We start from the raw sequence: 23,449 nt of genomic DNA, 5'->3' as shown, positions 1-23,449 counted from the left end.
ATTATTCTTTCACCGCACCGGACATCATGCCCGCCACGATCTGTTTCTGAAATACGACAAAGAGCAGCACCGTAGGAATAAGAGCTACCACAACACCGGCCATAACTGGCCCGAATACAGCAGATTCCCGGTCTTTGAGCATGGTAATTCCCACCTGTATGGTTCTTAGTTCGTTTTTGTTGGTAACAAGCATGGGCCACACATACTGATTCCAGACATTAACAAAGGACGAGAGGAACACAGTAGTAACCACCGGGCGGCTGGTAGGCATCAGGATACGAAAGAAAAACCGCAGGTTTCCGCACCCGTCAATAGCCGCCGCCTCCTTCAGGCTTTTGGAAAATCCCAGAAAATGCTGCCGCAGCATAAAAATATTGGCCGCAGATACAAGATAAACCGAACAAATACCCATGTAGGTATTTACCAGTTTCATCTGGCTGATAGTGGTAAAATTAGCCACGATCAGTACATCCGGCGGAATCATCATCGTGCTGAGGGTTAAAAAGAACAGAATCTTTTTTCCCTTAAATTCCATAAAGGAAAATGCAAAGGCTGACATACACGCCACCAGTACACGGCTGACGCTGCATATAACGGCAACCACAAAGGAATTTACCATGTATCTTGGCAGAGTGGTTCTTGTAAATGCAGTCACATAGTTTTCAAATGTCACCTCAGGAGGCAGGAAATGAGGCGGAGAAGCCAGCACCGCTTTCTGCTCCATAAGCGAAACAGAACAGGCATACAGGATGGGGAACAGCATGAAAAAGGCCAGCAAAAGGCACAAAAGCTGCATGAGGACTCCCCATTTGTCACGTTTTGCCGTCATGAATAATGCACCCCTTTCTTTTCCCATAAAAATCCAAGCAGCGTAGCCGTTAAGGTCATAATAAAGGCAATAATCGCAGCCGGATTGGCATTAGTATAATTGCCCGCTGCGGCAATCTGCTTAAAGATATAATACATGATTGTAATAGTAGAATTCTTTGGCCCTCCGTCCGTGAGCACACTCACCAGACTCATCATCATCATACTGTAGGAGAGATCTGTGATAATAAGATAAAACATGGTGGGAGTTGTCAGCGGCAGATAGATCTGAAGCAGCTGCCGCACTGGTCCCGCGCCGTCAATGGACGCACTTTCAATGATATCTCTGGGCACACTCCGAACGGCCGCCAGCATAAAAATAAACGCATATCCGGTGGAAAGCCAGATCTGAATGACCGCAATGGCGATCATGGCGTACTTTGGATCCGTCAGCCAGTTGATTTTTAACCCTGTGATTCCGTTGATGAATCCCAGAGACGGCACATAAAGCAGCTGAAAAATCATGGCAGTCACCGATACTGCCATAGCCATAGGCAGTGCAAAGGAGGTTTCATAGATAAAAGAGGTCTTTCTGCGCCTGTTTGCCAAAAGAGCAAGAAGCATTCCCAGTATCTTGGAGACCGGAACCGTCAGCACCACATAGACCAGCGTATTGACCACCGCCTTAACAAAAGTTTCATCCTTTAAAATATAAAGATAATTTTCAAATCCCACAAAACGTTTCAGCGTTCCCATGGAATCTACAATAAAAAAGCTCTTGTAAATCGTCTGGAGAAACGGCATAAATGTAAAGGGGATAAACAGCAGAAATGCCGGCAGCAGCCAGCAGTAGGGTTCCAATGTCTTTTTCAGTGACTTTCGCTTTTGTTTCATCATCCCTTACCTCTTTCTGTTTGTTTGCCGCTGTGCCAGATGTTCGGAATACAGCTGCGGTATGACCAGGGTTTCCAGCGCTTCAATTACACCGTAGACCCACTGGGAACAGCTGATGTAATCCGCCTCTTCCTTTAAAACCGGGACCGCGTTAAAAACAGCCGCGCAAAGCCCGGCTTCCCGGAACATATCTATATCATTTTTATTGTCTCCCAGCACCATAACTTCATCCATGGGAATACCAAGGTTATCCGCCAGCCTTTTAACTCCCATCCCCTTGGTGCAGCCTCCCGGCATGACCTCAATCCCCCGGTCGTCATAACGCAGAATGGACATGGCAGCTCCGTATTCCTGCCCCCGCTCCAGCTTCTCAATGATCTCATCCACCCTTCCAGGAGAATCGGGATCAATAATCAGAAGCTTCTGTATGTTCCATCCTCCCCAGTCCTCCTCTGTAGCAGGACGCCATGTTTTGACCCAGGATCCGTTTTCACTGTGACTTTTGGTATACTCATTCTGCCGGTACACAATCTCATCAGAGCCGTCTGTGGCGATCACCGCCATTCCCAGATGATCCGCATATTCAATGGCGGCCCTCACCTGAGCAGTCAGCAGACGTTCATTCCAAAGCAGACGGTTTCGTTTTCCCGCCGCAGCCCCGTTGCAGGCTACCATGGGAAGCGTTACCCCCAGCAGGTCCCCCAGCGTATCCATCATATCCAACGGCCGTCCGCTTGCCAGCGTAAACGGCAGCCCCCATTCCCGGATCAGCCTGCCAAGACGCTCGATGCCATCGGAAACCCCAGGGCCATCGCTGCGTTTTCCATCCTGCCCGCAGCCTGCCGGTAATATAGTTCCATCAATATCGCTTACGATCAGACTGACTTTCATTTCCCATCTCCAAAATAAATTTTTATTTCCATCTGGTATTATATATAAGGGCCTGTGTTTCTGGCTTTCATTCTTGCGACACATTTTATCACTTTTACGACCCCATCTGTAAATCTCCCGTAAAAAAAGTGCTGTTTTTTCTTTCTCAAAGTAAAAAACAGCACTTTTCCTATGAATAATATCATTTTTCCGAATTATCTTTTTCCGTTTCTGTTATACGCCTCTGTTCTGCCCCCTTGCGGAACTGTCTGGGCGTCACGCCGAAATACTGGCGGAATACGCGGATAAAATAAGAGAAATTGTCATATCCCGATTCCATGGCGATCTCACTGACAGAAAGCCCCGTAGTCTGCAAAAGGGTCTTGGCCCGTTCCATCCGCTTTTTGATCAGATATCCCCGGACGGTCATGCCGGTTTTGCTGCGGAAGATTCTGGTGGTATAGTCCGGGTTTAAGTGTGTCACTCCCGCAATCTGTTCCATGGTTATGTCATTTTTAAGATTGGAACGGATATATTCTTTTACCTTGCGAACCACCTCCGCGCCCTGGGCCGCCTCTCTGGGACGGTTCTGGCCTGTGATGTATTCCGTACATTTGGACACCCAGCGGCACATTCCGTCAATGGACAGGATCGCTATTTTGTAGAGACGGTATATCTCATGATTATCATAGAGCTCATGAGCCCGCATCTCCTTCTTTTCCATATACGTAAAGAACAGCTGCAGCATATCCTGCTGGAAAATACGGAAATTCTGTTCGCTCAGATGTCCCTGTCTTGCCAGAGGGACAAGAAATTTTTCCACCTCCCGCACCAGGCGCTGAGGTTCCTTCGTATAAAGCAGCTCTCCCCAGGTCTCCGGAAGCACAATCTCCCGTTTTTCTCCCCCGCTCTGTTTGCCCACACAGATAATGCGGTTCTGCTGCAGCACATCATCCTTGCTGTAGGTGAGAAGGCAGCTGTAAGTATCTGCGATCTGTTCACAGAAGACCGGTTCGCTAAGATAGCACAAAAGCTCTGCCTTAAACTCACTGCGGCACCGGTCTGCCAGGATGCGGCACCGTTCCTGAGCCGTATCAAACTCCTCCTCATCCAGAAGAATCACTACCCGCGTATAGATAACAATCACCTTACTGCTGTCGCCTGTTTTTTTGACAAAGGCCCGCGCCAGGTTCTGTACTGCCGCCTGACACAGATCCTCCCCCCAGGCGCTGCGCATTTCATCCTCATTGGCAAAGGTAATCAGCACCATCCGGTATCTGCAGTCCTTGTCCAGGTTCGCGTCCACTTCCTCTGCCGCCGCCTCAATCTCCTCCGGCCCGCCTGGAATCCGGTTTAAACAGAGTTTTTTCCAGAACATCTCCTGGATCATACGCTGGTTATTCTTCCAGTAGCGCCCATAGCGTTTTTCTTCCCTTTCCTCCTGCTGCTTTAAACGGCGTTTTTTAAAACGTTCTACCGCCTGAGAAAATTCCTCCTCCGAAACCGGTTTTTTCAGATAGTCCACCGCCTCAAGATATAAAAGCCTGCGAAAGATTTCCTCGGAAAAGCCGCGTCCCATAAGAACGATTCCCACCCCCGGCACGAGAGATTTGATTTTCGCAAGCAGGGAAAATCCCCCATCCTCTGCGATCTGTGTACTGCAAAATACCAGTTCCGGCTGCTGGTTTTTTGCGGTTTCCTTCGCTGTTTTTTCACTGTAAGCAGTCGCCGCGCTTTCAATACCGTATGACTCCCAGTCAATTTGATTCTTTAATTTTCTTATCTCTTCTGCTTCTGAATCAATCAGCAGTATCTTCATTGTGCCTCTCCGTTCCCTTTCTTTTTCACAAACCGTTTTTCCAGTTCCCTCGCGGCTTTTTCGTACGCCTTCTTCTGCTTCTGGCATACCATATAATAGGTCACATCCGCTTCTGCATCCGCGACAGGTATGATGACACGTTTCGTAAGAATATCCGCCATGTCGCCTGCGAGATTGGTAGTAAAGCATAAAAGCGTAGATGTGCGTATCAGTTCCCTTAAGGCAAAGTCGTCAGTCTGAATCAGAAACCGGGAGGCCGGCATCTTCCGGCGGCACATTTCCGTCCAAAAACCGATTTGGGATCGGAGCAGGCAGTTATAGCCGTCCAGGTCCGCGAAAACCACACTTTTTCGGCCCGCCAGTTCATGATCCGGCGGCACACAGACGGACAGCTTCTCCCTCTGGATGGGAATACACTCCAGTCCCTTATCTTTTACCATTGCAGGCAGTATCCCGATATCACAGGCGCCTGCCTTTACGTCTTCTAGGATTATTTTCTCATCTGCCAGACAGGACGAGACGGTCTGCCCCGGAAAGCCGGCGGACAAAAGCGGCAGAAACGCCCAAAGGGGCGCAGGCGCACATGACTCTACTGCAATGGTGTGAAGCCTCGCATGATACGCTCGAACCTGCTGCAGCGTATGCTCCGCCAGTGCAAGCATACGCTTTGCGCAGGCTGCCGCCTCTGCCCCGGTCTCATTCAGTTCGATTTTATTTTTCCCCCGCACAAACAGCGGCACTCCAAACTCTTCCTCCAGCCGCTTCATGGTGCGGGTAAGCGTAGGCTGCGAGATATGCAGCTCCTGCGCCGCCTTCGAGAGTGTCCCATACTCTGCAAAGGCTGCCAGCTGCTCCAGTTCCAGTAAATCCAGCATGGTCTGCCTCCCTTTACTATTCATCCTGTGAAATGTATCTTCCTGTATTTCTATTGTACTTTTTTCAAAAAGACTTGTAAACTGTGAATCATAGAAAATCAAATCCAGGTGCTTTCTGGCCGCTACCGCAAGCATGGCGGCGGCCAGGAAACACCAATGAATATCAGGAGGTATGCGATATGGAATATGTAACACTCAACAATGGGGTTAAAATGCCCAAGCTTGGCTATGGAGTTTTCCAGACTCCCCCTGAGGATACCAGACGCTGTGTACTTGAGGCAATCGAAACCGGATACCGCAGCATCGACACCGCCCAGGCATACGGCAACGAGGAAGGCGTTGGAAATGCGCTGGCAGAATGCGGCCTGCCGCGGGAGGAACTGTTTATCACCACAAAAATCTGGATTTCAAACGCCGGCTTTGAGAAGGCAAAAGCTTCTATCGAAACGTCTCTTAAAAAGCTGCGGACGGATTATGTGGATCTGCTGCTGATCCATCAGCCCTTTGGCGATTACTATGGCACCTATCGGGCCATGGAGGAGGCCTATAAGGCAAAAACCGCGCGAGCCATCGGCGTTTCCAATTTTTATCCCGACCGTTATCTTGACCTTGTTCATTTTTCTCAGGTAACACCCGCTGTGAACCAGATGGAAACCCATGTATTTTTCCAGCAGAAAAACGCCCGCACATATATGCAGAAACATGGGACACAGCTCATGTCCTGGGGACCTTTTGCAGAGGGAAAAAACGACTTTTTAAAAAATCCCGTCTTAAATGAGATCGGCGCGGCCCACAAAAAGACCGCAGCCCAGACCGCCCTGCGGTTCCTTCTGCAAAAGGATGTAATCGTTATTCCAAAATCTGTCCACAGGGAACGGATGGAAGAAAACTTCCAGGTGTTTGATTTTACTCTTACCGATGAGGAATTGAAACGGATCGAGGAACTGGATGGAGGAAAGAGTCTGTTCTTCTCCCATCATGATCCTGACACCGTAGAGTGGTTTATGAGTATTGTGTAACAAAAAGGCGCTGCCGGTTCCATTTAAAACCAGACAGCGCCCTTTTCTCTAAAAAATGTATTTCGCGTACCGCACTCCATGGATCTGCTCCATTTGGCGGATTACTGTATCCCTGCTCTCTTCCTTTTTATTTTTCAGTGTAATCATGGCTTTACGGAACTCTTTTCCCTGCTTTCCCATCTGAACCTCTTCGATCTCCAGACCAAAACCTGCCATATGCTGGGCGATATCGGAGATGGTCACTGTGCCGTCAAATTCTACATAAACGCCGCAGTACACATCCTCCAGCAGAAATTTGTATTCCAGTTTCTTAAATCTGGCCATAATCAGATACACCGCCAGAGTAGCCAGAATCCCTGCACTGTAAAATCCAATTCCTATCGCCAGGCCGATACAGGCCGCCGTCCACAGACCGGCCGCCGTAGTCAGCCCCCTGACTTTTGTCTGTCCGGAGGTGATGATGCTGCCTGCCCCCAGAAAGCCGATACCGCTGATGACCTGAGCACCCAGTCTGGCTGGATCACCGGTCTGAAATACATCATACATATAGTGGCCTGTCGCCATTACCACCGCCGCGCCCATGCATACCAGCATATATGTCCTCATACCTGCCGGCTGATGTGCCCGGCCGCGTTCCAGGCCAATAACACCTCCGCAGACAACTGCTAACAGTACCCGCAGGGTAATAGAGAGCCCGTTCAGTTCTTTCAGATACCCAATCCCCATCTCAAGCATTTCCATACAATCAGCCCTGCAGCTGGCGGATCACCTTCTTTTCCAGACGTTTCTGCTTCCAACGCTTTATTTTTTCCATTCCATTTCCCTGTCCGAAATAAAGCGTGATGGAAGACAGCGCCATCAGTACCACGGTGTATACAAAGCTCATCGCTCTGGCATCAATGGAGGCCGATTCATCTGAAGCTGCCTTAATCACAATCCCCAGAGGCTGATACAACGGATGGTACAGGAATACAGACAGGTCATAATCTGAGAGCATACCGTTAAAGCTTAAAATCACAACGGACATCAGCGCCGGCATCATCACCGGAAGAACTACTTTTATCATTGTATAAAATGTGCCCGCTCCCATACATTTTGCCGCTTCTTCCAGATCATCGTCAATACTGAAAAAGGCCGCCTTTACCATACGATAGGAAAACGGAAGCTTTACTACAATATAGCCTGCCAGCATCAGCACAATGGTTCCCACCAAAACCTGATTAAACAGGATCAGATGGCGCTCACCATATGTAGTGCTTAAGCCGAGAGCGATGAGGGTAGACGGCAGCAGCCACGGAATCAGCATCCCCCATTCAAAGGCCTTATCAAACTTATGAGCTGCCTTTCTCACAAATCTGGCACAAATCACAGCCATAGCCACTGCGGTCACAGAAGCCAGCATAGAGTACACGATACTTACCAGATAAGGCTTAATAGCTTCCAGGCTGGTAAAGAGTTTTCGGTAGTTCTCCAGCGTAAAGGACTGAAGGCTCAGATCGCCGGTCTTTATGGTGAGAGAATCGCAGAAGGAGTACACCACCACCAGAACCATGGGGATCACATAGACAGCAAACATCGCCCAGGCAGTTACATGAGCCAGAAGATTAAGCACCGGCTGGCTGATCTTCTGTTTCTTCAATTTTGCCTTAGTTTTGGACACAGACACATAATTTCCGTTCTTCTCAATCCGGCTGAATATAGCCAAAAGCAGGATGGTGGCCAGTCCTAAGAGAATGGCTAACAGCGCTGCTACATCCCTGGATGAAGACGAACGTGAAAAAGTGATAATCATGGGATTGATGGTCTGAAAATTTTCCCCGCCTACAATCAGCGGAGCCGACATAGCCCCAAGACCGGTCAGGAATGTCAGGATCGTAATAGCAAAAAAGGTAGGCTTTAACACGGGAAATACGATCTTAAAGAAAATGTCCTTCCCCGAAGCCCCCATATTCTTTGCTGCCTCTACGGTATAATAATCAATGCCGTGGAGGGCATTTTTCAGGAACATCATATGATTCTGGGTACAGGAAAATGTCATCACAAAGACAACTGCTCCATATCCCGTAAACCAGCCGGGATTCATATCTGGAAATATCTGCAGAAGCAGTTTCGTGATCAGTCCATTGGCACCATAAACATACTTGTAGCCTGACACCAGCACAACGCCTCCGTAAATCAGGGAACTCATATAGGCAAGCTTTAATATTTTTGCCCCTTTGATCTCCCAGTATTCCGTAAAGAGCACGCTTAACGTCCCCACAACATTCACCGTAACTGCCAGCGTCACCGCCAGAACAAAGCTGTTTTTTAGGCTCTTTATTGCTCTGGCAGACTTAAACACCTTTTCCACTGCATCAGAGGAAAAGGTGCCGTCCTGAAAAAAGATTCCAAGCAGCAGGTTCACATTCGGATATACCACAAAGGCAATAAGGGCCCAGGCTACCGCCAGTTTCAGGATCAGGCTCTGGATATTCAGGGGTTTTTTTGATTGTTTTCCTTTCATGCTATCCCTCCTGGCTTAAAACTGCATAACATCCGACGGATGAATGTAAAGCTTCACCGAATCCCCTTCCGCCATAAAGGGCTGGCCATCATTGACATGGACTGCCCGCACCTCACAGCCCCCGGCGTCAATCCGATACCTGGTAAGAACGCCGTTGTAATCATAATCTCTGATCACACCTGCAAATTCAGCCGCACCAGGCACAGGGGAAAATCCAATGCGTTCCAGTCGTATATAGCTCTTTTTGTTCTCATCCAGGCTGCATGAAAGCTGGCGATTCATCTCTGCCGCCATATTTCCTGATAAATGATTGATCTCACCGATAAAGTCACAGACAAATTCTGATTTGGAATGATTGTAGATGTTAAACGGTTTATCCACCTGTTCTACAAAACCGTTATTGAATACGGCGATCCTGTCAGAAAGGGTCAGAGCCTCTTCCTGGTCGTGCGTCACATAAAGTGTTGTAATTCCCAGATTCTTCTGGAGACGTTTCAGTTCGCTTCTAAGCCCTACTCTCAGCTTGGCATCCAGATTAGATAAAGGTTCATCCAGACAGAGAATCTTTGGCTCCAGTACAATGGCTCTTGCCAGGGCTACCCTCTGCTGCTGACCGCCGGACAATTCAGAAACATTTCTCACCAGCTGCTCATCCCTGATCTCAATGATCTTTGCCACCTCACGAACCTTTCTATCGATCTTCGCAGCCGGGAGTTTCTTTACCTTAAGCCCAAAAGCCAGATTTTCATACACAGTCATAGTAGGGAACAGGGCATAACTCTGAAATACCATTCCAATGTTGCGTTTCTCTACCGGCATATGTGTGATGTCCTGACCGTCTACCAGGATCTGCCCGCCTGCAGGCTGTAAAAAGCCCACAAGCGAACGTAGCGTCGTTGTCTTTCCGCAGCCAGACGGCCCTAAGAAGGTAAAGAATTCCCCATCCTCTATGGTAAGATTTAAGTTACGGATTGCGGTAAAATCTCCGTATTTAATTTCAATATTTTTAAATTCTATCATTTTCTTCTCCTGACAGGATCACGTCTCTACTGCATGAATTCCAGCTCACATTTCTCTACCCACTGGTCAATATGGTATGCCACAAATTCCCAGTCCATAGTCTGGGGATGTACGGAATTGACAAACTCTTTAATATCATCAGAAGCCTCGTTTAAAGCATCCGGCTGACATGGAATGGTTCCAAACTGCTTCATCCACTCAGCCTGTACCTGTGCGGAACCGAACCAGTTAGCAAAATCTACAGCCAGATCCCTCCTTTTAGAGCCTGTGATCATGGCAATCTGTTCTGTTACATACGGAACTCCTGTTTCAGGAACCATGATCTGGAACTTGTAATCGCGCTCGGTCTGATTCTGAAGAACACCGCTGCCCCACATCTCGCAGATCGGGATCTCTCCGGAAATTACATTCCCCACATAGTCCTCGCCCTGCTGCTCCATATGGCCGTTCTGGATCCACCTCTTTGCCGTCTCCCAGCCTTCCTCAGAGATGCCGGCTTCGCCGTTTTCATCCTGATAACGGACTAAGAGAGATGCCAGAAGCGTCTTTCCTGTGCCGCCGCCAAAATTAAGAATGGTGTATTTTCCAGTCCATTCATCGCTTAAAAGATCTGTAACATCCTTTGGCGGATTTTTCAGATCTGCATTCATAATGTTCACGAGAGGCTGGATCACGATGGGATAATAATAGCCGTCCGCATCCCCCAGGGTCATATCCACATCTCCCTTCCAGCTTGGCTCCCAGGGATCCAGAACCGATTCTGCCTTTAGTTTCTCATACTCCATTGCGTTTAAGCCAAATACGAGATCTGCCTGAGGATTGTTTTTCTCCGAAATAATTCTGTTTGCCAGATCACCGCCCTGAATCTGTACTACCTCTACATTATAGCCGGCCTGCTTCGCATAATCCTTTAACCAGGCGTCCCTTCCGTTTGAACCAGAGTTGGTGTAAATCACCAGTTTTTCGCTCTTATCTGTCCCACCGGCAGCCGCCATCTCTCCGCCCTCTGCCTTCGCAGCCGCGCTCTCATCAGACGCCTTTGATCCCTGTGAACCAGAACCTTTGCAGGCTGTGAGTGAAAGGGCCATCATTGCCGCCAAACCAAGTGCCATCCATTTCTTACACATTCTCATAATCTTCTTCTCCTTTTGTTTTTCTTCTCATTCTGATGTATTTAGAAACGTTTTGTAACAAATCCCTTTAAAAGAGCCGGCCAATCCGTCTGCAGGATTTCAAAGCCCATATCCATAAGCCGTCCCCAGTTCTCCTCAAAACCATCCCGTATGGCATGGTTATCATCCAGACCGCCGGACAGGATAATATCGTCATCCAGAGTAATCGCGTTGACCCAGGGCGCAATTTTCAGTTCGTGAAGTTCCTTCATAAATCCGGGCTGGATGAAAGGACTGGACAGGTCTGTAAAAATAAGTTCAGCTGCGGCTACATTGATATTATATGACTTTACAAGCTGCCAATCCTCCATCTTCTTCATAATTGGCATATACATGATCCCGTCTCCCATGGACTCCACCTCCTCTAACAGGCTTTCCTCCACGCCGGATTTTAACAGGATCTGATCCTGCATCCCCTTACTGTTTAAGAAGGCAATGATCTCCTTCCAGTAAAACCAGGAACGGTCGATATTGATAAGGCATTGTCCTCTGAACCGCTCCAGTACCTCCTCAAGGCGTTCTGCCTTCTGCTTCGTCCTCTGTCCCAGACTGTTTAAGGCATACAGGGAATCGACCTCCTGTGAGGACATGGTGCGGATATCCTTTTGGATGCCGTACTCAATTTTCTCTTCCCCGTTGTGGAAAGCATAGAACACTCCATCCGTAGTCATGGCCGCATCCACCTCGATCATATCGGCCCCATGAAGCAGAGCATTTTTATAAGAAAGACTGGTGTTCTGCACCACGTTTCCCCCACAGGTTCCCCGATGAGCTGCAATGAGCACTCCATTCTTTTCTATCAGCTTTCGGATTGGATCATTCTTTGTATACATATTTGCGTCCCTCCTTATTGAACTACCTTCTTTATAGCTCATTTTTTGGAACGTGTCAATATCATTTATTTTATTTGACGTCATTTTTATCTATTTTATACAATTTTTTTACATTTTATTGTGCATTTTACTCTTATTTTCTCGTAATAATTTGGTTTTTTATTTTGAAACGTTCATATTTTAAATATGAAAATTTACCCTTTCCTATCCTCTCCGTCTGGAGCAGGATAAGAGGAGGATACCATTTGAGGTTTCCTCAGAAAGTCGATAAAAGTGGTTATCTAAATAAAAAATGCCAGGACAGCAAACAGGGGAATAAAACGGAATATGGTAAGAACTTCAATGAAATATTATGAGTAGACGTCAGTATTATAGATGTTTTAATTTGAACGCGGTACTTATTAGAGCAAAAAAAGCAAAACCAATCGGCTAAGTGCCAAAATCAATCACGCACAATCCTGTGGTTTCAAAATTTCAGCACCCATATACGCCTAGTGGTTAAAATATCTGTTACTACATATGCAGCCGTGTATATGTAAAATACGTTTCAAAATGCCCAGAACCTTTCTGCTCATACAGCACAGCCCATTCATTCCCGTACAAACAGCCGATCACATTCCTGCTGGGCCCTGCGCAGGGCAGTCTCTGCATCCTGGGTACCGGATGCTGCGCTCCGAACCGCTTTCCCAAGAATATCCTCGAAAGCAAATTCGCGGAAGTTCGGATTGCCGTCTGTATGGTAATGGCGCCATCCGCTGGAAAACGCCTGTTCCATATGCTCCATCCATGGATATCGTTTCTGAATTTCCAGATTATCCGCAATCTCCCGGCTGCCAATATATCCGCCCATATAGCAGATCATTTCCGCAATATCTCTCCGGTACAGCCATTCTAAAAAGCGCAGGCTCTGCTCACGCCGGCTGCTGCTGACGCTGAGCCCTACCGCACCTCCCCCCAGCAGCGGCTGTCCGCCGGGAACATTGGCATACCCCACTTTTCCCATGATGCGGGAGCCCAAATCACGGATCATGGATGAGGCATAGTTTGAAAATACAATATGCATAGCCGTGTCGCCTTCCGAGAACTGTCGAGTGGATTCCTGCCACCACTGATACATTTCCCCGTTTGAACAAGAGCAGGTTTCCAGATAGCTTTCAAATGCCTCCCGCATTTCTCCTGTCAAAATATTCACACGTCCGTTTGGATCAAAAATACTTTTTCCACCGGCCCTGTATCTGGGCAGAAAATCACAGCCTGCCAGAAAAGTTCTTCCAAAAGTCACAGCTGTCCCAAATCGTGTAGGAGAATCTGGATTGTATTTCCGGCTGAAAAAACGGGCTATCTCATTATAAGCCGCGAAATCCTTCGGTATCTGAAGCTTTTTCTTATAGGTCTCAAAATACTCCCGCTTAATCAGTTCATTTTCAAACAGATCCTTCCTGTAAAAAAACATCTGCACACAGGCATCAAGAGGAAACGCATAAAAGCCTTCCCCGATTCTGGAATAATTCTTAAACAGATTTGGAAGAATCCGTGTTTTCAGCCGCTTTACCGCCTCTGCATTTTCATCCAACGGCTGATAAAGCCGTTTTCCCAGTTCTGACAGCCATGCCATATCAATCCTGATCAAATCATAAGAACTGTTCTGACAGCAGGCCTCTGCCATGGTGTGAAGTTCATCATAAGCCACGGAAATCATGTTTACACGGATTCCTGTCTCCTGACTGAATTTTGGCAGAAGAAAACGAATTGCCTGGCTGGTGCTGTTTTGGATCGTAAGAAAATGGATCGTATCCGCATGGGACGCCGACACAGCCATGGACGGAAGGGGCTCTGCTAAAAATCCTTCATTTTCCATCCGGATCATGGCCGGCTGTATTTGGCTGCCGTCCAGTTCCAGACTGCCGGCTGCCTTCTCTTCCTCCCGTCCCTGATAATCTCTCATAATGTATTCTGCGGTGCGCCTGCCAAGCTGACGGTAATTTAAGCTGTAGCGGATAATCCCCTCTGCCGGAGCCATATTTTTGCTGCACAGAGCGTATACGTCAGGCATGGAACGGCCAGGGCAGTAATCGAAGGCTTTTTTTAAAAACCGCACATCTTCCTCTCCTGCAGCAATCACTCCATCAAAGCCAGCCTTTTCATTTAAAATGCAAAATGATTCCAGCAAAGACATTTCATCATCACAGGCAAAGCAGCGGTACTCGCAGTCAGAATCATCCAGCACAGATACTGCCCCATTCACAAAGGTTTTACGGTTGGAATCATTGCTGTTCCCACATAAAATGGCAATATTTTTATATCCTTGCCTAACACACCGGGCAGCCATATCCCGTCCTGCCTTCTCATAATCAAAGGCCGCAACCACAGCATCCTTCGGAAGATTCTTTGGTTTTTGCTCCACAAAGACCAGATGGTTTCCCTCTGTATAAAAGCCCTTGTTTCTCACCATGGAACTGATGATAACCAGCGCTGCGGGATTTCGGGAAAGGGCTTTTTTTACCGCATACTTTTCATTGTGAACCAAATGGTCTGTACAGGTCAGTTCAAGTTCAAAGCCATGGGAACGCAGCGTCTCCTCCAGTCCTGTATAAAAATCGCTGTAGCGGCAGATTCCAATTCCAGGAAGGATCACGCACACCTTCCTTGTGGCCCCGGCTCTTAGCTGCTGTGCCTGGGCGTTAATCTTATACCCAAGTTCTCTGGCCGCCTGCTCTACCAGCTGGATTTTTTCTGCGCTGACATTTCCTCTTTTATTTAATACATTGGAAACTGTGCCATGGGATACCCCGGCACGGACTGCTATATCTTTGATCGTTGGCATTTTTTATACCGATGCTCCTTGCAAATATCTCCGATCTCCACTGCCCTTGCATTATAGGTCAGCGGATCGCGGTTCTTATAGTCAAACAGAAGAAAGGTTCCATCTCCCATAGGTTCTAAATGGGCCATTTTCGCCAGCTGGCGGGAATCGTAGCCTTGATGATCGGGCAGATACCGCCCCGTGGTTTCCTCCCCCTTAAAAAAGCTTCTGATTTCATCCCTGTATCGATTTAAGTCTCTGGCAAATGAGGGGCGGCTCTTAATATTTTCGCGAAGATACAGATCTGTCATCAGACAATCCCTAAACCGATCCCTCCTGTACTCTGCTGCTGAGGAATCCGTTTCCAAAAAAAGTTCCTCCGCCGCCATCTCCCACAGAATCTCATACCGGGCCAGACGGCTATGGTTCATCCCAAAATACCCCTTTTTCCGGTAAAACGCGGCCAGAGCCAGAAACATTTCATAGGAGGATGAAAACTCTCGCTCCAGCATCGCCAAAACGGTGGTAAACTGACGGCTGTTATAGTAGATTTCTACCATTTCCTCGATTTCCTTCAATTCCAGAATATCCCGGTAAGAGAGCCAGCGGGTAGAAAAAACCTCATAGGGCGGGGCGGATGCATAGAGCAAGCCGCAGGAAGGAACCATTTCTTCCATATAGGAACCGGAAAGAACCTTCAAGAAGCCCAGCTGAAGCTGTTCCGGTTTCATGGAATATACTTCATTAAAAGAGTTTTTAAAGGATTCCAGATCTTCCTTTGGCAGCCCCGCAATCAAATCCAAATGCTGATGAATGTTATTCCAGCTGTTAATCTCCTGAGTAACAGCTCTGATTTTCTCTATATCCGTCTTTCGGCGGATTGCCGCAAGAGTGGATGGATTCGTGGATTGAACGCCAATCTCCAGCTGGATCAGTCCCGGACGCATGGTTGACAGCAGCTTCAGCTCCTCACAATCCAACAGATCTGCCGCAATCTCAAAATGGAAGTTGGTGACGCCGTTGTCATTTTCCCGGATAAACTGCCAGATAGCCATGGCGTGGGACTTTTGGCAGTTAAAGGTTCGGTCCACAAATTTCACCTGCGGCACCTTTGCCTTCAGAAAGAAGGACAGTTCCTCTTTTACCAGTTCCAGACTGCGCAAACGGACGCTCTTATCAATGGACGACAGACAATACGCACAGGAAAAAGGACAGCCCCGGCTGCTTTCATAGTAAATAATCCGGTGCGCCAGTTGTTCCATATCCAAAAAAGCATAGGGGAACGGGATGCAGTTCATATCCATCACCGGGCGGACACCGGTATCGATCGTGTCGTGGAGCAGCGCCTTTGATGCAGCAGCCGATAACAGGACACGCGGCAGATCTGGCGTTTCACCCTCCATGCTTTGGGATTTCTGACGCCGGAATACCAGCCCAGGTATATGTTCCAGCCCTTTTGTCCACCTGTTTTTTTCAGCTGCCTCTGGTTTTTGCTCTAATCCACCATACGCTGGTTTTTCGGTCTCATTTTCCATCAGAAAACGCAGAAACTGTGCAAAAGTCTCCTCACCTTCCCCCTTCATAACCAGATCCGCCCCAGGCTCTTCCCGTAAGATATCCTCAGCACAGTAGGACACCTCCGGCCCTCCAAGCCAGATTTTCACCTGTGGCAGAACCTTTTTTAAGTCCGCCACCAGGGCTTTTATATAAGAAATATTCCAGATATAGCAGGAAAACCCGATCACATCCGGCTGTCTTAGATAGATATCCTGAAGAATCCGCTCCAGCTGGTGATTGATCGTATACTCTGCCAGGCCGATCTGGACATTTTCCTTTCCATATCCCCACTGAGCCAGCATCTTCTCCCCATATGCTTTCAGACTGTAGATCCCCAGATTAGAATGAATATATTTGGCGTTGACCGCCGCCAGAAGTATCTTCATTTTCCCTAGACCTCAATCACAATCCTGCGTCCGGTGGGCTGATACTGATAATACCGCACTCCGGCCGCGTTGAGCATCCGCTTGGAGGCACGTACCGCAGACGTATGGGCGTATTTATCCTCGCCATACACGATAGTTCGGATTCCCGCCTGGATAATCGCCTTTGCGCACTCATTGCAGGGGAAAAGGGTCACATAGAGCTTGCTTCCCTCCAGGCTTCCGCCCCTGTAGTTTAAAATGGCGTTAAGCTCACTATGGGTGGAATAAAAGTATTTTGCATTATAGGGATCGTCTGTCTCATGCTCCTTTCCCCAGGGAAATTCATCATCTGAGCAGCCCTTGGGAAAGCCATTGTAGCCCATGGAAAGGATTTTGTTATCCTGACTTACAATACAGGCTCCCACCTGCGTGCTGGGATCCTTGGAGCGCTTTCCCGACAGGCTGGCTACGCCCATAAAATATTCGTCCCATGTAATATAATCCTCACGTTTTTCTGACATTCGCTCTGTCCTCCTGTTCCGGGCATCCTCCACATTCTCCTGACACACTGCAAACAGCCTGTCTGCACCGGACGCGCCCTTCCTTCGTTTTTCTGCCTTTCACTATATAATAGATTGAGGGAAAATGCAAGAACCGAAGATCCCCTCTGCTCTCCTGAAAACAACAGAAGGCCCAAACAGAGAGACTCCTTTAAAAATACACTCTTGACCCTCTGAATGTTCATAGTGTAAAATCAAATAAAAATCGGAATGAAATGTGTTTCATGGCATGGAGAATACCGCCTGCCATGAGGCAACACAACAGCAGAAAGGAAGGAATTTACTATGCGATTTGTGTCGCTGCCAAAAGCAGAGCTCCATTGTCATCTGGACGGCTCCCTGCCGCCGGTGCTGCTGCAGAGGCTCTGTGAAAAAGCAGGGGTAGAATTACCCAAAGAGGAGGCCGATTTTCTTCGGAAGATCCAGGCGGCGCGGGACTGCCAAAGCCTGGCAGAATACCTGAAAGCCTTCGACCTTCCTCTGGCTTCCCTTGTGACAGAGGATGCTTTCTTTCAGGCGGCAAAGGAAACGGCCAGAGATGCCGCCGCCGAAGGGATCCGGTATCTGGAGCTGCGTTTTGCTCCCCTTCTGTCCGTAAGAGACGATTTCCCGGCAGAAGCTATTATAGAGGCTGCCGCTGCGGGACTGGCGGATGCAAAAAAGGAGACCGGTATTGAGGGAGGTCTCCTGCTCTGCGGAATGCGCCATTTTACAGAGAAACAGAATCTGACCACGCTGGAGCTGGCCGACCGGTATCTGGGAAAAGGCGTCTGCGGCCTTGATATCGCCGGGGACGAGGCAGCCTTTCCAAATGAGCGCTTTATGCCCTATTTTAAAGAGGCTCTTAAACGTAATCTTCCCCTTACCATTCATGCGGGAGAATGCGGCCGCCGGGAAAACATTGCTCTGGCCGCCAGGGCAGGAGCCCGCCGCATCGGCCACGGTATCGCCATGAAAGAGGATCCGGCCCTGATGGACGAACTGGCCCGCAGACAGATCGGAGTGGAACTCTGCCCCAGCAGTAATATCCAGACAAAAGCCGTATCCTCTTGGGAAGAATACCCCTTCCGCACCTTCTTTGACAAAGGTGTTCTTGTGTCCGTGAATACAGACAACCGAACCGTAACCAATACCACTGTGACCCAGGAACTTGAAATTCTTTATCAGCACTGCGGCATGAGGGAAACAGAGGCCGGAACACTTATGGAATATGCCATGGAAACTGCCTTTGCGGAACCTTCCGTGAAGGAGAAGATCCTGCAGGAGATCCGAAGCTGGAGGGATGAAATTGAATAAGCGTTTGCGTTTCCTGTAACCGGCCTGAAATCCTATCATTTACCTTAATCTTCTGTATCGCAGCATCGTCCAGAGCAGGGCTGAAAATACCCAGATTTTCCCATATATGCTGCAGATTCGTTAATTTCGGGAAAACAATGGTTCCCTCCTGGATATGCCCCCCGTGATGAGATGTAGGCCCCAGCTTTGGGGGCACCCAGATTTCATCGCGGGGGATTCTGCTGGAATCATATATTCCAATATCAAACTGCAAAATTCATGTACAGGCCGCTCTGACAAAGCGTTTTCCTACACACGGAGCCCCATCTCATATGCTTCCTTCATAGCTGGCATCTCTCTGATGTCACCGGGCTCATACACGCCCTTTCCATAGATAACTCCCATCTCCCTTGCCCCTTTGAGACAGGCTGCAAAACCTCTGAAGCATTCCAGTGTACAGTCCATTACATGGCTGCTGTTTTCCGCCGCTGTCATAATGTAATAGAACTCTTTATTCGGAATATTGGTCCATCGAGCCAATGTACGGTCGATAACAGCCTTCATCTGGGCATCGATCGAATAAAAATAAACAGGACTTGCCATAACAATCACATCCGCCTCCTGCATCTTGTCCAAAATCTCCTCCATATCGTCATGTATCGCACACTTACCGCCGTTGCTGCTGCAGTAATAACAGGCATTACAGGGTGCTACCTTTTTACTGCGAAGGAAGATTTTCTCTGCCTGATTGCCGCTCTCTCTGGCCCCTCTTAAAAATTCATCACATAAAAGGTCTGAATTTCCGTTTCTTCGGGGACTTCCTGATAAAATCAATACTTTCTTGCTCATAATGATTCCTCTCTTTCTTTTCTTTGGCAAACTATTTTCAAGTGCTATGAGAAGTATAAGGCTTAGAGTAAACTTTAAGTCAAGTTGGCATATATTACAAAATTTTATATTGTTTTTCCACAATATTTAAGATATTTATTTTATATTTTTCACAAAATTCCTTTTCTCAGTCTGGCAGTTTTCACAGTATACAAACCAAAAATCCTTTGATACACTGTACGCGTATACAATTTCTGGGAACGCGTCCAAAATAACCTGAAAGGAATGTCTGATGCTATGAAAATCCGCATATCACCTATTTTATATCGCTGCACATCAATAGTCATTGCCGGATCCATAACCGCTGGAGCTATCTTTTTTCAACCCGGTTTGCAAACGTTTGCAAGTTCACAGATTGCCGATGTATTCCCATCCTCCAGTCAAAATGATACTGGCATAAGGACTGCATCTTCCTCCGATGCAGATCGCCATGATGATACAAACGAGACGGCTGCAACACCATCCAATGCCTCACCCTCTGACGCAGCTGCCACATCTTCCAATGCAGTTCCAAATACAGCAAAGCGTAAGACACCTCCATTGTCTGAACCACGTTTTGATAAAACAGAGGGAAGCGAGGATGTAACAAACCTTCAGGTACCCACTCTGGCATATGATGATACTTCTATCACACTGGTATGGGATAAACCGGAAAAATACGATGAAGTAGCTGACTATGCCGTGTATCAAGACGGCACACAGATCGGAACTGCCCGTGAAAACTTTGCAGAGCACGCAGACTGGGCCAGTACCTATATGGATGCATTTTACGATTACTATGCAAAAAAAGATATCGACATGGTCAATGTTGATATCCATTCCTATACCGCAAACCAGCTTGAACCTGATACATCCTATGAATTTTCAGTTGTAGCTCTTGACGCTTATGGAAATGCCATTGGAACTCCGGCTTCTATCTCCGCCTCCACAGCTCCATCACCCGAAGTGTTCAATGTAACAGACTTTGGAGCCAGATCCGTAGATGAACCCTACCATACCTATGATGCTGAAAAAAATCAATTCATTCTGAAAAATACCATGTCCATACAAGCAGCCATAGATGCCTGCTCTGAGGGTGGAAAAGTAGTGATTCCATCGGGCATATTCATGTCTGGAGCCCTGTATTTAAAAAGCAATATGACACTGGAACTTGAAAAAGGTGCGGTTCTCTTTGGCTCCCCAAACGCAGATCACTATGACAGCAACTACTTACTTTATCCGTATTCCACCGATACACGCTCCTGGGCTCTGATCAATGCCTACAGCAGTGATGAAAACGGTATGCTGGAAAATATCCGCATCACCGGCGATGGAATCATTGACGGTAATGGATGGAAATATGGCAAAAGCGGTAATATTGAAGGAGATGGTTACTCTATTTTCTATCAGTCCCGCCAGGACGGAGATCCCAAAGATAATAACTATCGCCTTCCTCAATGGGTATCCGGAAGTTCTTCAAAGCTTTACAACACTCCTCTTGAAAGTTCTCTGGGCATTCTGGCTGCAGATGCAACTTTAAAAGCAAAAGAAAATGGCATGAGTGAAAAAGTAGCTTACAATAATCGTCCAAACCTAATTGTAATCCGTGGAACAGAAAATGTTTATATTGGTGATATCACCGTCCGTAATCCTGCCTTCCACACCGTTGCCGTTCTTGACAGTAAAAATGTAACATCTAACAATGTAAAATACACCACGTATGATTCCAACAATGCTGATGGCATCGAACTCGGAAATACACAGAACGCTGTAGTATTTAATAACTTCTTTGATACTGGCGATGACTCAATCAATTTTGCAACCGGCATGGGAAAAGGGGTTCAGGACTGCGAACAAAGACCTTCTCAGAACATTTGGACCTTTAACAACTTCCTTCGCGAAGGACACGGCGGGGCCATAGCCGCCGGAAGCCATACCGGAGCAGGGATCTGTGATATGCTGGTAGAAGACAATGTTTTAAACCACAGCGATATGCCATTCCGCTTTAAATCTGCTCCCGCTAACGGAGGGGGTGTATGGGATGTACTGATCCGCGACTGTGCAGTAGGTGAATGCAATCAGGCTTTTGTTATGAGTACCACCTATAGCGATGTTAACCAGGCTGTATCCGTTGAACCGGCTGACAAACCGGCTGAATTTTCCAATATCAGCGCATACAATATTACGGTAGACCATGTGAAGAAAAATCCATTCAGCCTTACAGCTGATATCGATTACAGCAATCTTCAAAAGCCCTGGCACACGCATCATGACCTTTATTTCCAGGATATCACATTCACGAACAGCGCGATGGAACAGGAACTAAAGGGTATAGAAAACTCTGTTTTTTATAATGTATCATTTAACGGTGAGGAAGAAAACACAGATGCATGGAATACAATCTCTGTATCAAGAGGACTGCAGTTTGAAGGAAACACCACAATGTCAGATAGTGCGGCAAATGCCATGGATGCGCCTGAATGGCCCGAAGATACCGTGCTGACAGCATCCCCCTCCAATGCTTCCCACGCATCCTCGCAGACAGCTGCCGAACTGGAATGGACAGGCGCAACCGATTTTGACAAGATTGAAGGATACATTGTGGAGACTGCTGCAGATGGGCAGCTGATTGATATCTCTGCACCTGTAGAGAATACAAAGTTTACTGCTGAGGGACTTTGCTGCAATGTAGATTATACGTTTACTGTTTATGCCATTGATAAAACCGGAAATAAAACAGAAGGGCCATCTGTTTCTTTGAAAATTGATTCCGATTCTGACCAGCCGCTAAATCCTCCTTCAAACCGAAAGGTAAGCTACTCCGGCGAAGGCTATACCTGGGCCTCTGCCACTTTCGCCAATAGCCACAAAGCAGATTCCAGAATACGTGGTTACCATGTCTATGCCGATGGTGCATTGGTAAAGACTATTTACAACTATGAACTTGGAAGCAAGGCTGATGACGATAAGATCACACTCACCATTGGACGGCTGCTGGAAGAGAAAAATGAAGTTGTGATCACTGCCTTTGCAGATAATGGGAAAACCTTTGATTATGAGACAGAAACTGTAACTCTTTCCCATAAGTATGATTTTAAAGCTCCTGAATGGAACAGCACCTTAAGAGTTCAGGAAGAAAACGGAAATCTTATCCTAAGCTGGGATGAACCCTGGGATGAGTCGGGAATCTATGGCTATCGAGTTTATATGGATGGAAAGCCTGTCTATGCAAATGAGAATGATTACTTTAATCATGTAAACAACTGCTGCACCACTGCTAAAACCAGCTACACCATATGCGGAGCGGATCTGAATATCCCCCATACCTTTAAGGTTGAAGCGGCTGATAGCTGGTGGAAAGCCCTTAATGGCACCGGGCCTTTTCACTGGACCCGCAGCGGACCTGAGACAGTATGGAGCAAAGATGGAGTGTCTCTTGCATTATCTCCCGCAAATACGCAGATCGCAGTAGGGGACACACTGCAGTTAAATGCTGAAATCACACCATATGACACCCCTCTGATCTGGAGCAGTTCCAAGCCGCATACTGTGTCTGTCGACGAAAGGGGGCTGGTGACCGGTCTGCGTCCAGGACAGGCAGTAATCACAGTATCCGCCGGAGATAAAACAGCTTCATCTGTCATTATGGTTGTTTCCAAAAGCACACCTGTTATTCCCTCCGATTCAGATGATTCTGACAGTTACACCAGCAGTCCTGCCCCCTCTCCATCTGAACATATGGTATACGACACAAAAAAAGGATATGTAAATACCGTATCTGGTGTCATTACGGGAAATGGTGAACATTATAGCCATTGGATACCCTCAGCGGAAAATCCTTCCCTGTGGAAACTTGAATATGCAGATGGAACCTTTGCCGCAGGCACTATGAAACTTTCTCCTGATGGTAATTCTTATGAACAGCCTTCATGGGAAATGGTTAATGGTGCATGGTACGCCTTTGGCGCCGATGGCTTTGCCAAATCCGGCTTCCTCTTTGATCCTGATCAAAATGGATGGTTTTATATTGATATCAATTCTGGTATGAAAACCGGATGGCAGCAGATTGAAAACGACTGGTACTACTTTAGCCCGGTTTCTGACGGTTCTAAGGGAAAAATGTATGTATCCACTTCTACTCCCGATGGTTTTCTGGTAGATGAAAACGGGAAATATTTTCATTAGGCTCTAAATTAACCTGCAGTAAAAA

Annotated in this window: 17 protein-coding genes; 3 read left to right on the top strand and 14 right to left on the bottom strand. The window is 47.4% G+C overall.

The window, feature by feature from the left end:
• Position 1: 1 nt before the first annotated feature.
• The 5 genes from HW447_RS04240 to HW447_RS04220 all read right to left on the bottom strand — a co-directional run bounded on the left by HW447_RS04240 (position 2) and on the right by HW447_RS04220 (position 5,265).
• Complete coding sequence (locus tag HW447_RS04240) at positions 2-829, bottom strand: carbohydrate ABC transporter permease (protein WP_176254093.1); 828 nt, start codon at positions 827-829, stop codon at positions 2-4.
• Entirely contained in the window at positions 826-1,704 is an 879-nt protein-coding gene (locus tag HW447_RS04235) for a carbohydrate ABC transporter permease (RefSeq protein ID WP_243176200.1), read from the bottom strand. Before HW447_RS04235 ends, HW447_RS04240 begins: the two co-directional genes overlap by 4 nt.
• 3 nt (positions 1,705-1,707) lie before the next feature.
• Positions 1,708-2,592 carry an HAD-IIB family hydrolase gene (locus HW447_RS04230; RefSeq protein WP_176254092.1) on the bottom strand — a complete coding sequence of 295 codons (885 nt, stop codon included), beginning with the start codon at positions 2,590-2,592 and terminating at the stop codon, positions 1,708-1,710.
• 181 nt (positions 2,593-2,773) lie between these two features.
• Entirely contained in the window at positions 2,774-4,390 is a 1,617-nt protein-coding gene (locus tag HW447_RS04225) for a response regulator transcription factor (RefSeq protein ID WP_176254091.1), read from the bottom strand.
• On the bottom strand, positions 4,387-5,265 hold the full coding sequence (locus tag HW447_RS04220; RefSeq protein WP_176254090.1) for a LysR family transcriptional regulator: 879 nt from the start codon (positions 5,263-5,265) through the stop codon (positions 4,387-4,389). The genes HW447_RS04225 and HW447_RS04220 overlap by 4 nt, the downstream gene beginning before the upstream one ends.
• A 179-nt stretch (positions 5,266-5,444) precedes the next feature.
• Between HW447_RS04220 and HW447_RS04215 the strand changes: the two genes are divergently transcribed.
• Complete coding sequence (locus tag HW447_RS04215) at positions 5,445-6,284, top strand: aldo/keto reductase (protein WP_176254089.1); 840 nt, start codon at positions 5,445-5,447, stop codon at positions 6,282-6,284.
• 48 nt (positions 6,285-6,332) lie between these two features.
• Here HW447_RS04215 and HW447_RS04210 read toward each other — a convergent pair whose 3' ends face one another.
• The 8 genes from HW447_RS04210 to HW447_RS04175 all read right to left on the bottom strand — a co-directional run bounded on the left by HW447_RS04210 (position 6,333) and on the right by HW447_RS04175 (position 17,058).
• Entirely contained in the window at positions 6,333-7,025 is a 693-nt protein-coding gene (locus HW447_RS04210) for an MgtC/SapB family protein (RefSeq protein ID WP_243176199.1), read from the bottom strand.
• A 4-nt stretch (positions 7,026-7,029) separates the two neighbouring features.
• A complete protein-coding gene (locus HW447_RS04205; RefSeq protein WP_176254088.1) occupies positions 7,030-8,787 on the bottom strand; it encodes an ABC transporter permease in 1,758 nt (585 codons plus the stop codon).
• A 15-nt stretch (positions 8,788-8,802) separates the two neighbouring features.
• Positions 8,803-9,807 carry an ABC transporter ATP-binding protein gene (locus HW447_RS04200; protein WP_176254087.1) on the bottom strand — a complete coding sequence of 335 codons (1,005 nt, stop codon included), beginning with the start codon at positions 9,805-9,807 and terminating at the stop codon, positions 8,803-8,805.
• A gap of 26 nt (positions 9,808-9,833) precedes the next feature.
• Positions 9,834-10,940 (bottom strand): extracellular solute-binding protein, encoded by a 1,107-nt coding sequence (locus HW447_RS04195; RefSeq protein WP_176254086.1) that lies wholly within the window; start codon positions 10,938-10,940, stop codon positions 9,834-9,836.
• Between the two features lie 41 nt (positions 10,941-10,981).
• The gene (locus HW447_RS04190; RefSeq protein ID WP_176254085.1) at positions 10,982-11,812 is read right to left on the bottom strand and encodes a glycerophosphodiester phosphodiesterase family protein; all 831 of its coding nucleotides are present in this window, start codon (positions 11,810-11,812) and stop codon (positions 10,982-10,984) included.
• Between the two features lie 589 nt (positions 11,813-12,401).
• Complete coding sequence (locus HW447_RS04185) at positions 12,402-14,636, bottom strand: extracellular solute-binding protein (RefSeq protein WP_176254084.1); 2,235 nt, start codon at positions 14,634-14,636, stop codon at positions 12,402-12,404.
• The gene (locus HW447_RS04180) at positions 14,615-16,558 is read right to left on the bottom strand and encodes a B12-binding domain-containing radical SAM protein (RefSeq protein WP_176254083.1); all 1,944 of its coding nucleotides are present in this window, start codon (positions 16,556-16,558) and stop codon (positions 14,615-14,617) included. Before HW447_RS04180 ends, HW447_RS04185 begins: the two co-directional genes overlap by 22 nt.
• A gap of 5 nt (positions 16,559-16,563) precedes the next feature.
• Positions 16,564-17,058, bottom strand: coding sequence for a deoxycytidylate deaminase (locus tag HW447_RS04175; RefSeq protein ID WP_176254082.1), 495 nt, complete (start codon positions 17,056-17,058; stop codon positions 16,564-16,566).
• Positions 17,059-17,382: 324 nt separating this feature from the next.
• Here HW447_RS04175 and add point away from each other — a divergent pair, with 324 nt between their 5' ends.
• The gene (gene add / locus HW447_RS04170; RefSeq protein WP_176254081.1) at positions 17,383-18,393 is read left to right on the top strand and encodes an adenosine deaminase; all 1,011 of its coding nucleotides are present in this window, start codon (positions 17,383-17,385) and stop codon (positions 18,391-18,393) included.
• Positions 18,394-18,681: 288 nt separating this feature from the next.
• Here the strand turns inward: add and HW447_RS04165 are convergent, their stop codons facing one another.
• Positions 18,682-19,221 carry a flavodoxin family protein gene (locus HW447_RS04165; RefSeq protein WP_176254080.1) on the bottom strand — a complete coding sequence of 180 codons (540 nt, stop codon included), beginning with the start codon at positions 19,219-19,221 and terminating at the stop codon, positions 18,682-18,684.
• 276 nt (positions 19,222-19,497) lie between these two features.
• Between HW447_RS04165 and HW447_RS04160 the strand changes: the two genes are divergently transcribed.
• Positions 19,498-23,424 carry a glycosyl hydrolase family 28 protein gene (locus tag HW447_RS04160; RefSeq protein ID WP_176254079.1) on the top strand — a complete coding sequence of 1,309 codons (3,927 nt, stop codon included), beginning with the start codon at positions 19,498-19,500 and terminating at the stop codon, positions 23,422-23,424.
• The last annotated feature ends 25 nt before the right edge of the window (positions 23,425-23,449 follow it).

Origin of the sequence: Enterocloster alcoholdehydrogenati, assembly GCF_013282095.1 — a bacterium.
Taxonomy (GTDB): Bacteria; Bacillota; Clostridia; order Lachnospirales; family Lachnospiraceae; genus Enterocloster; species Enterocloster alcoholdehydrogenati.
Note: the sequence above shows the minus strand (reverse complement) of the source record. Positions and strands in the feature narration are given on the sequence as shown.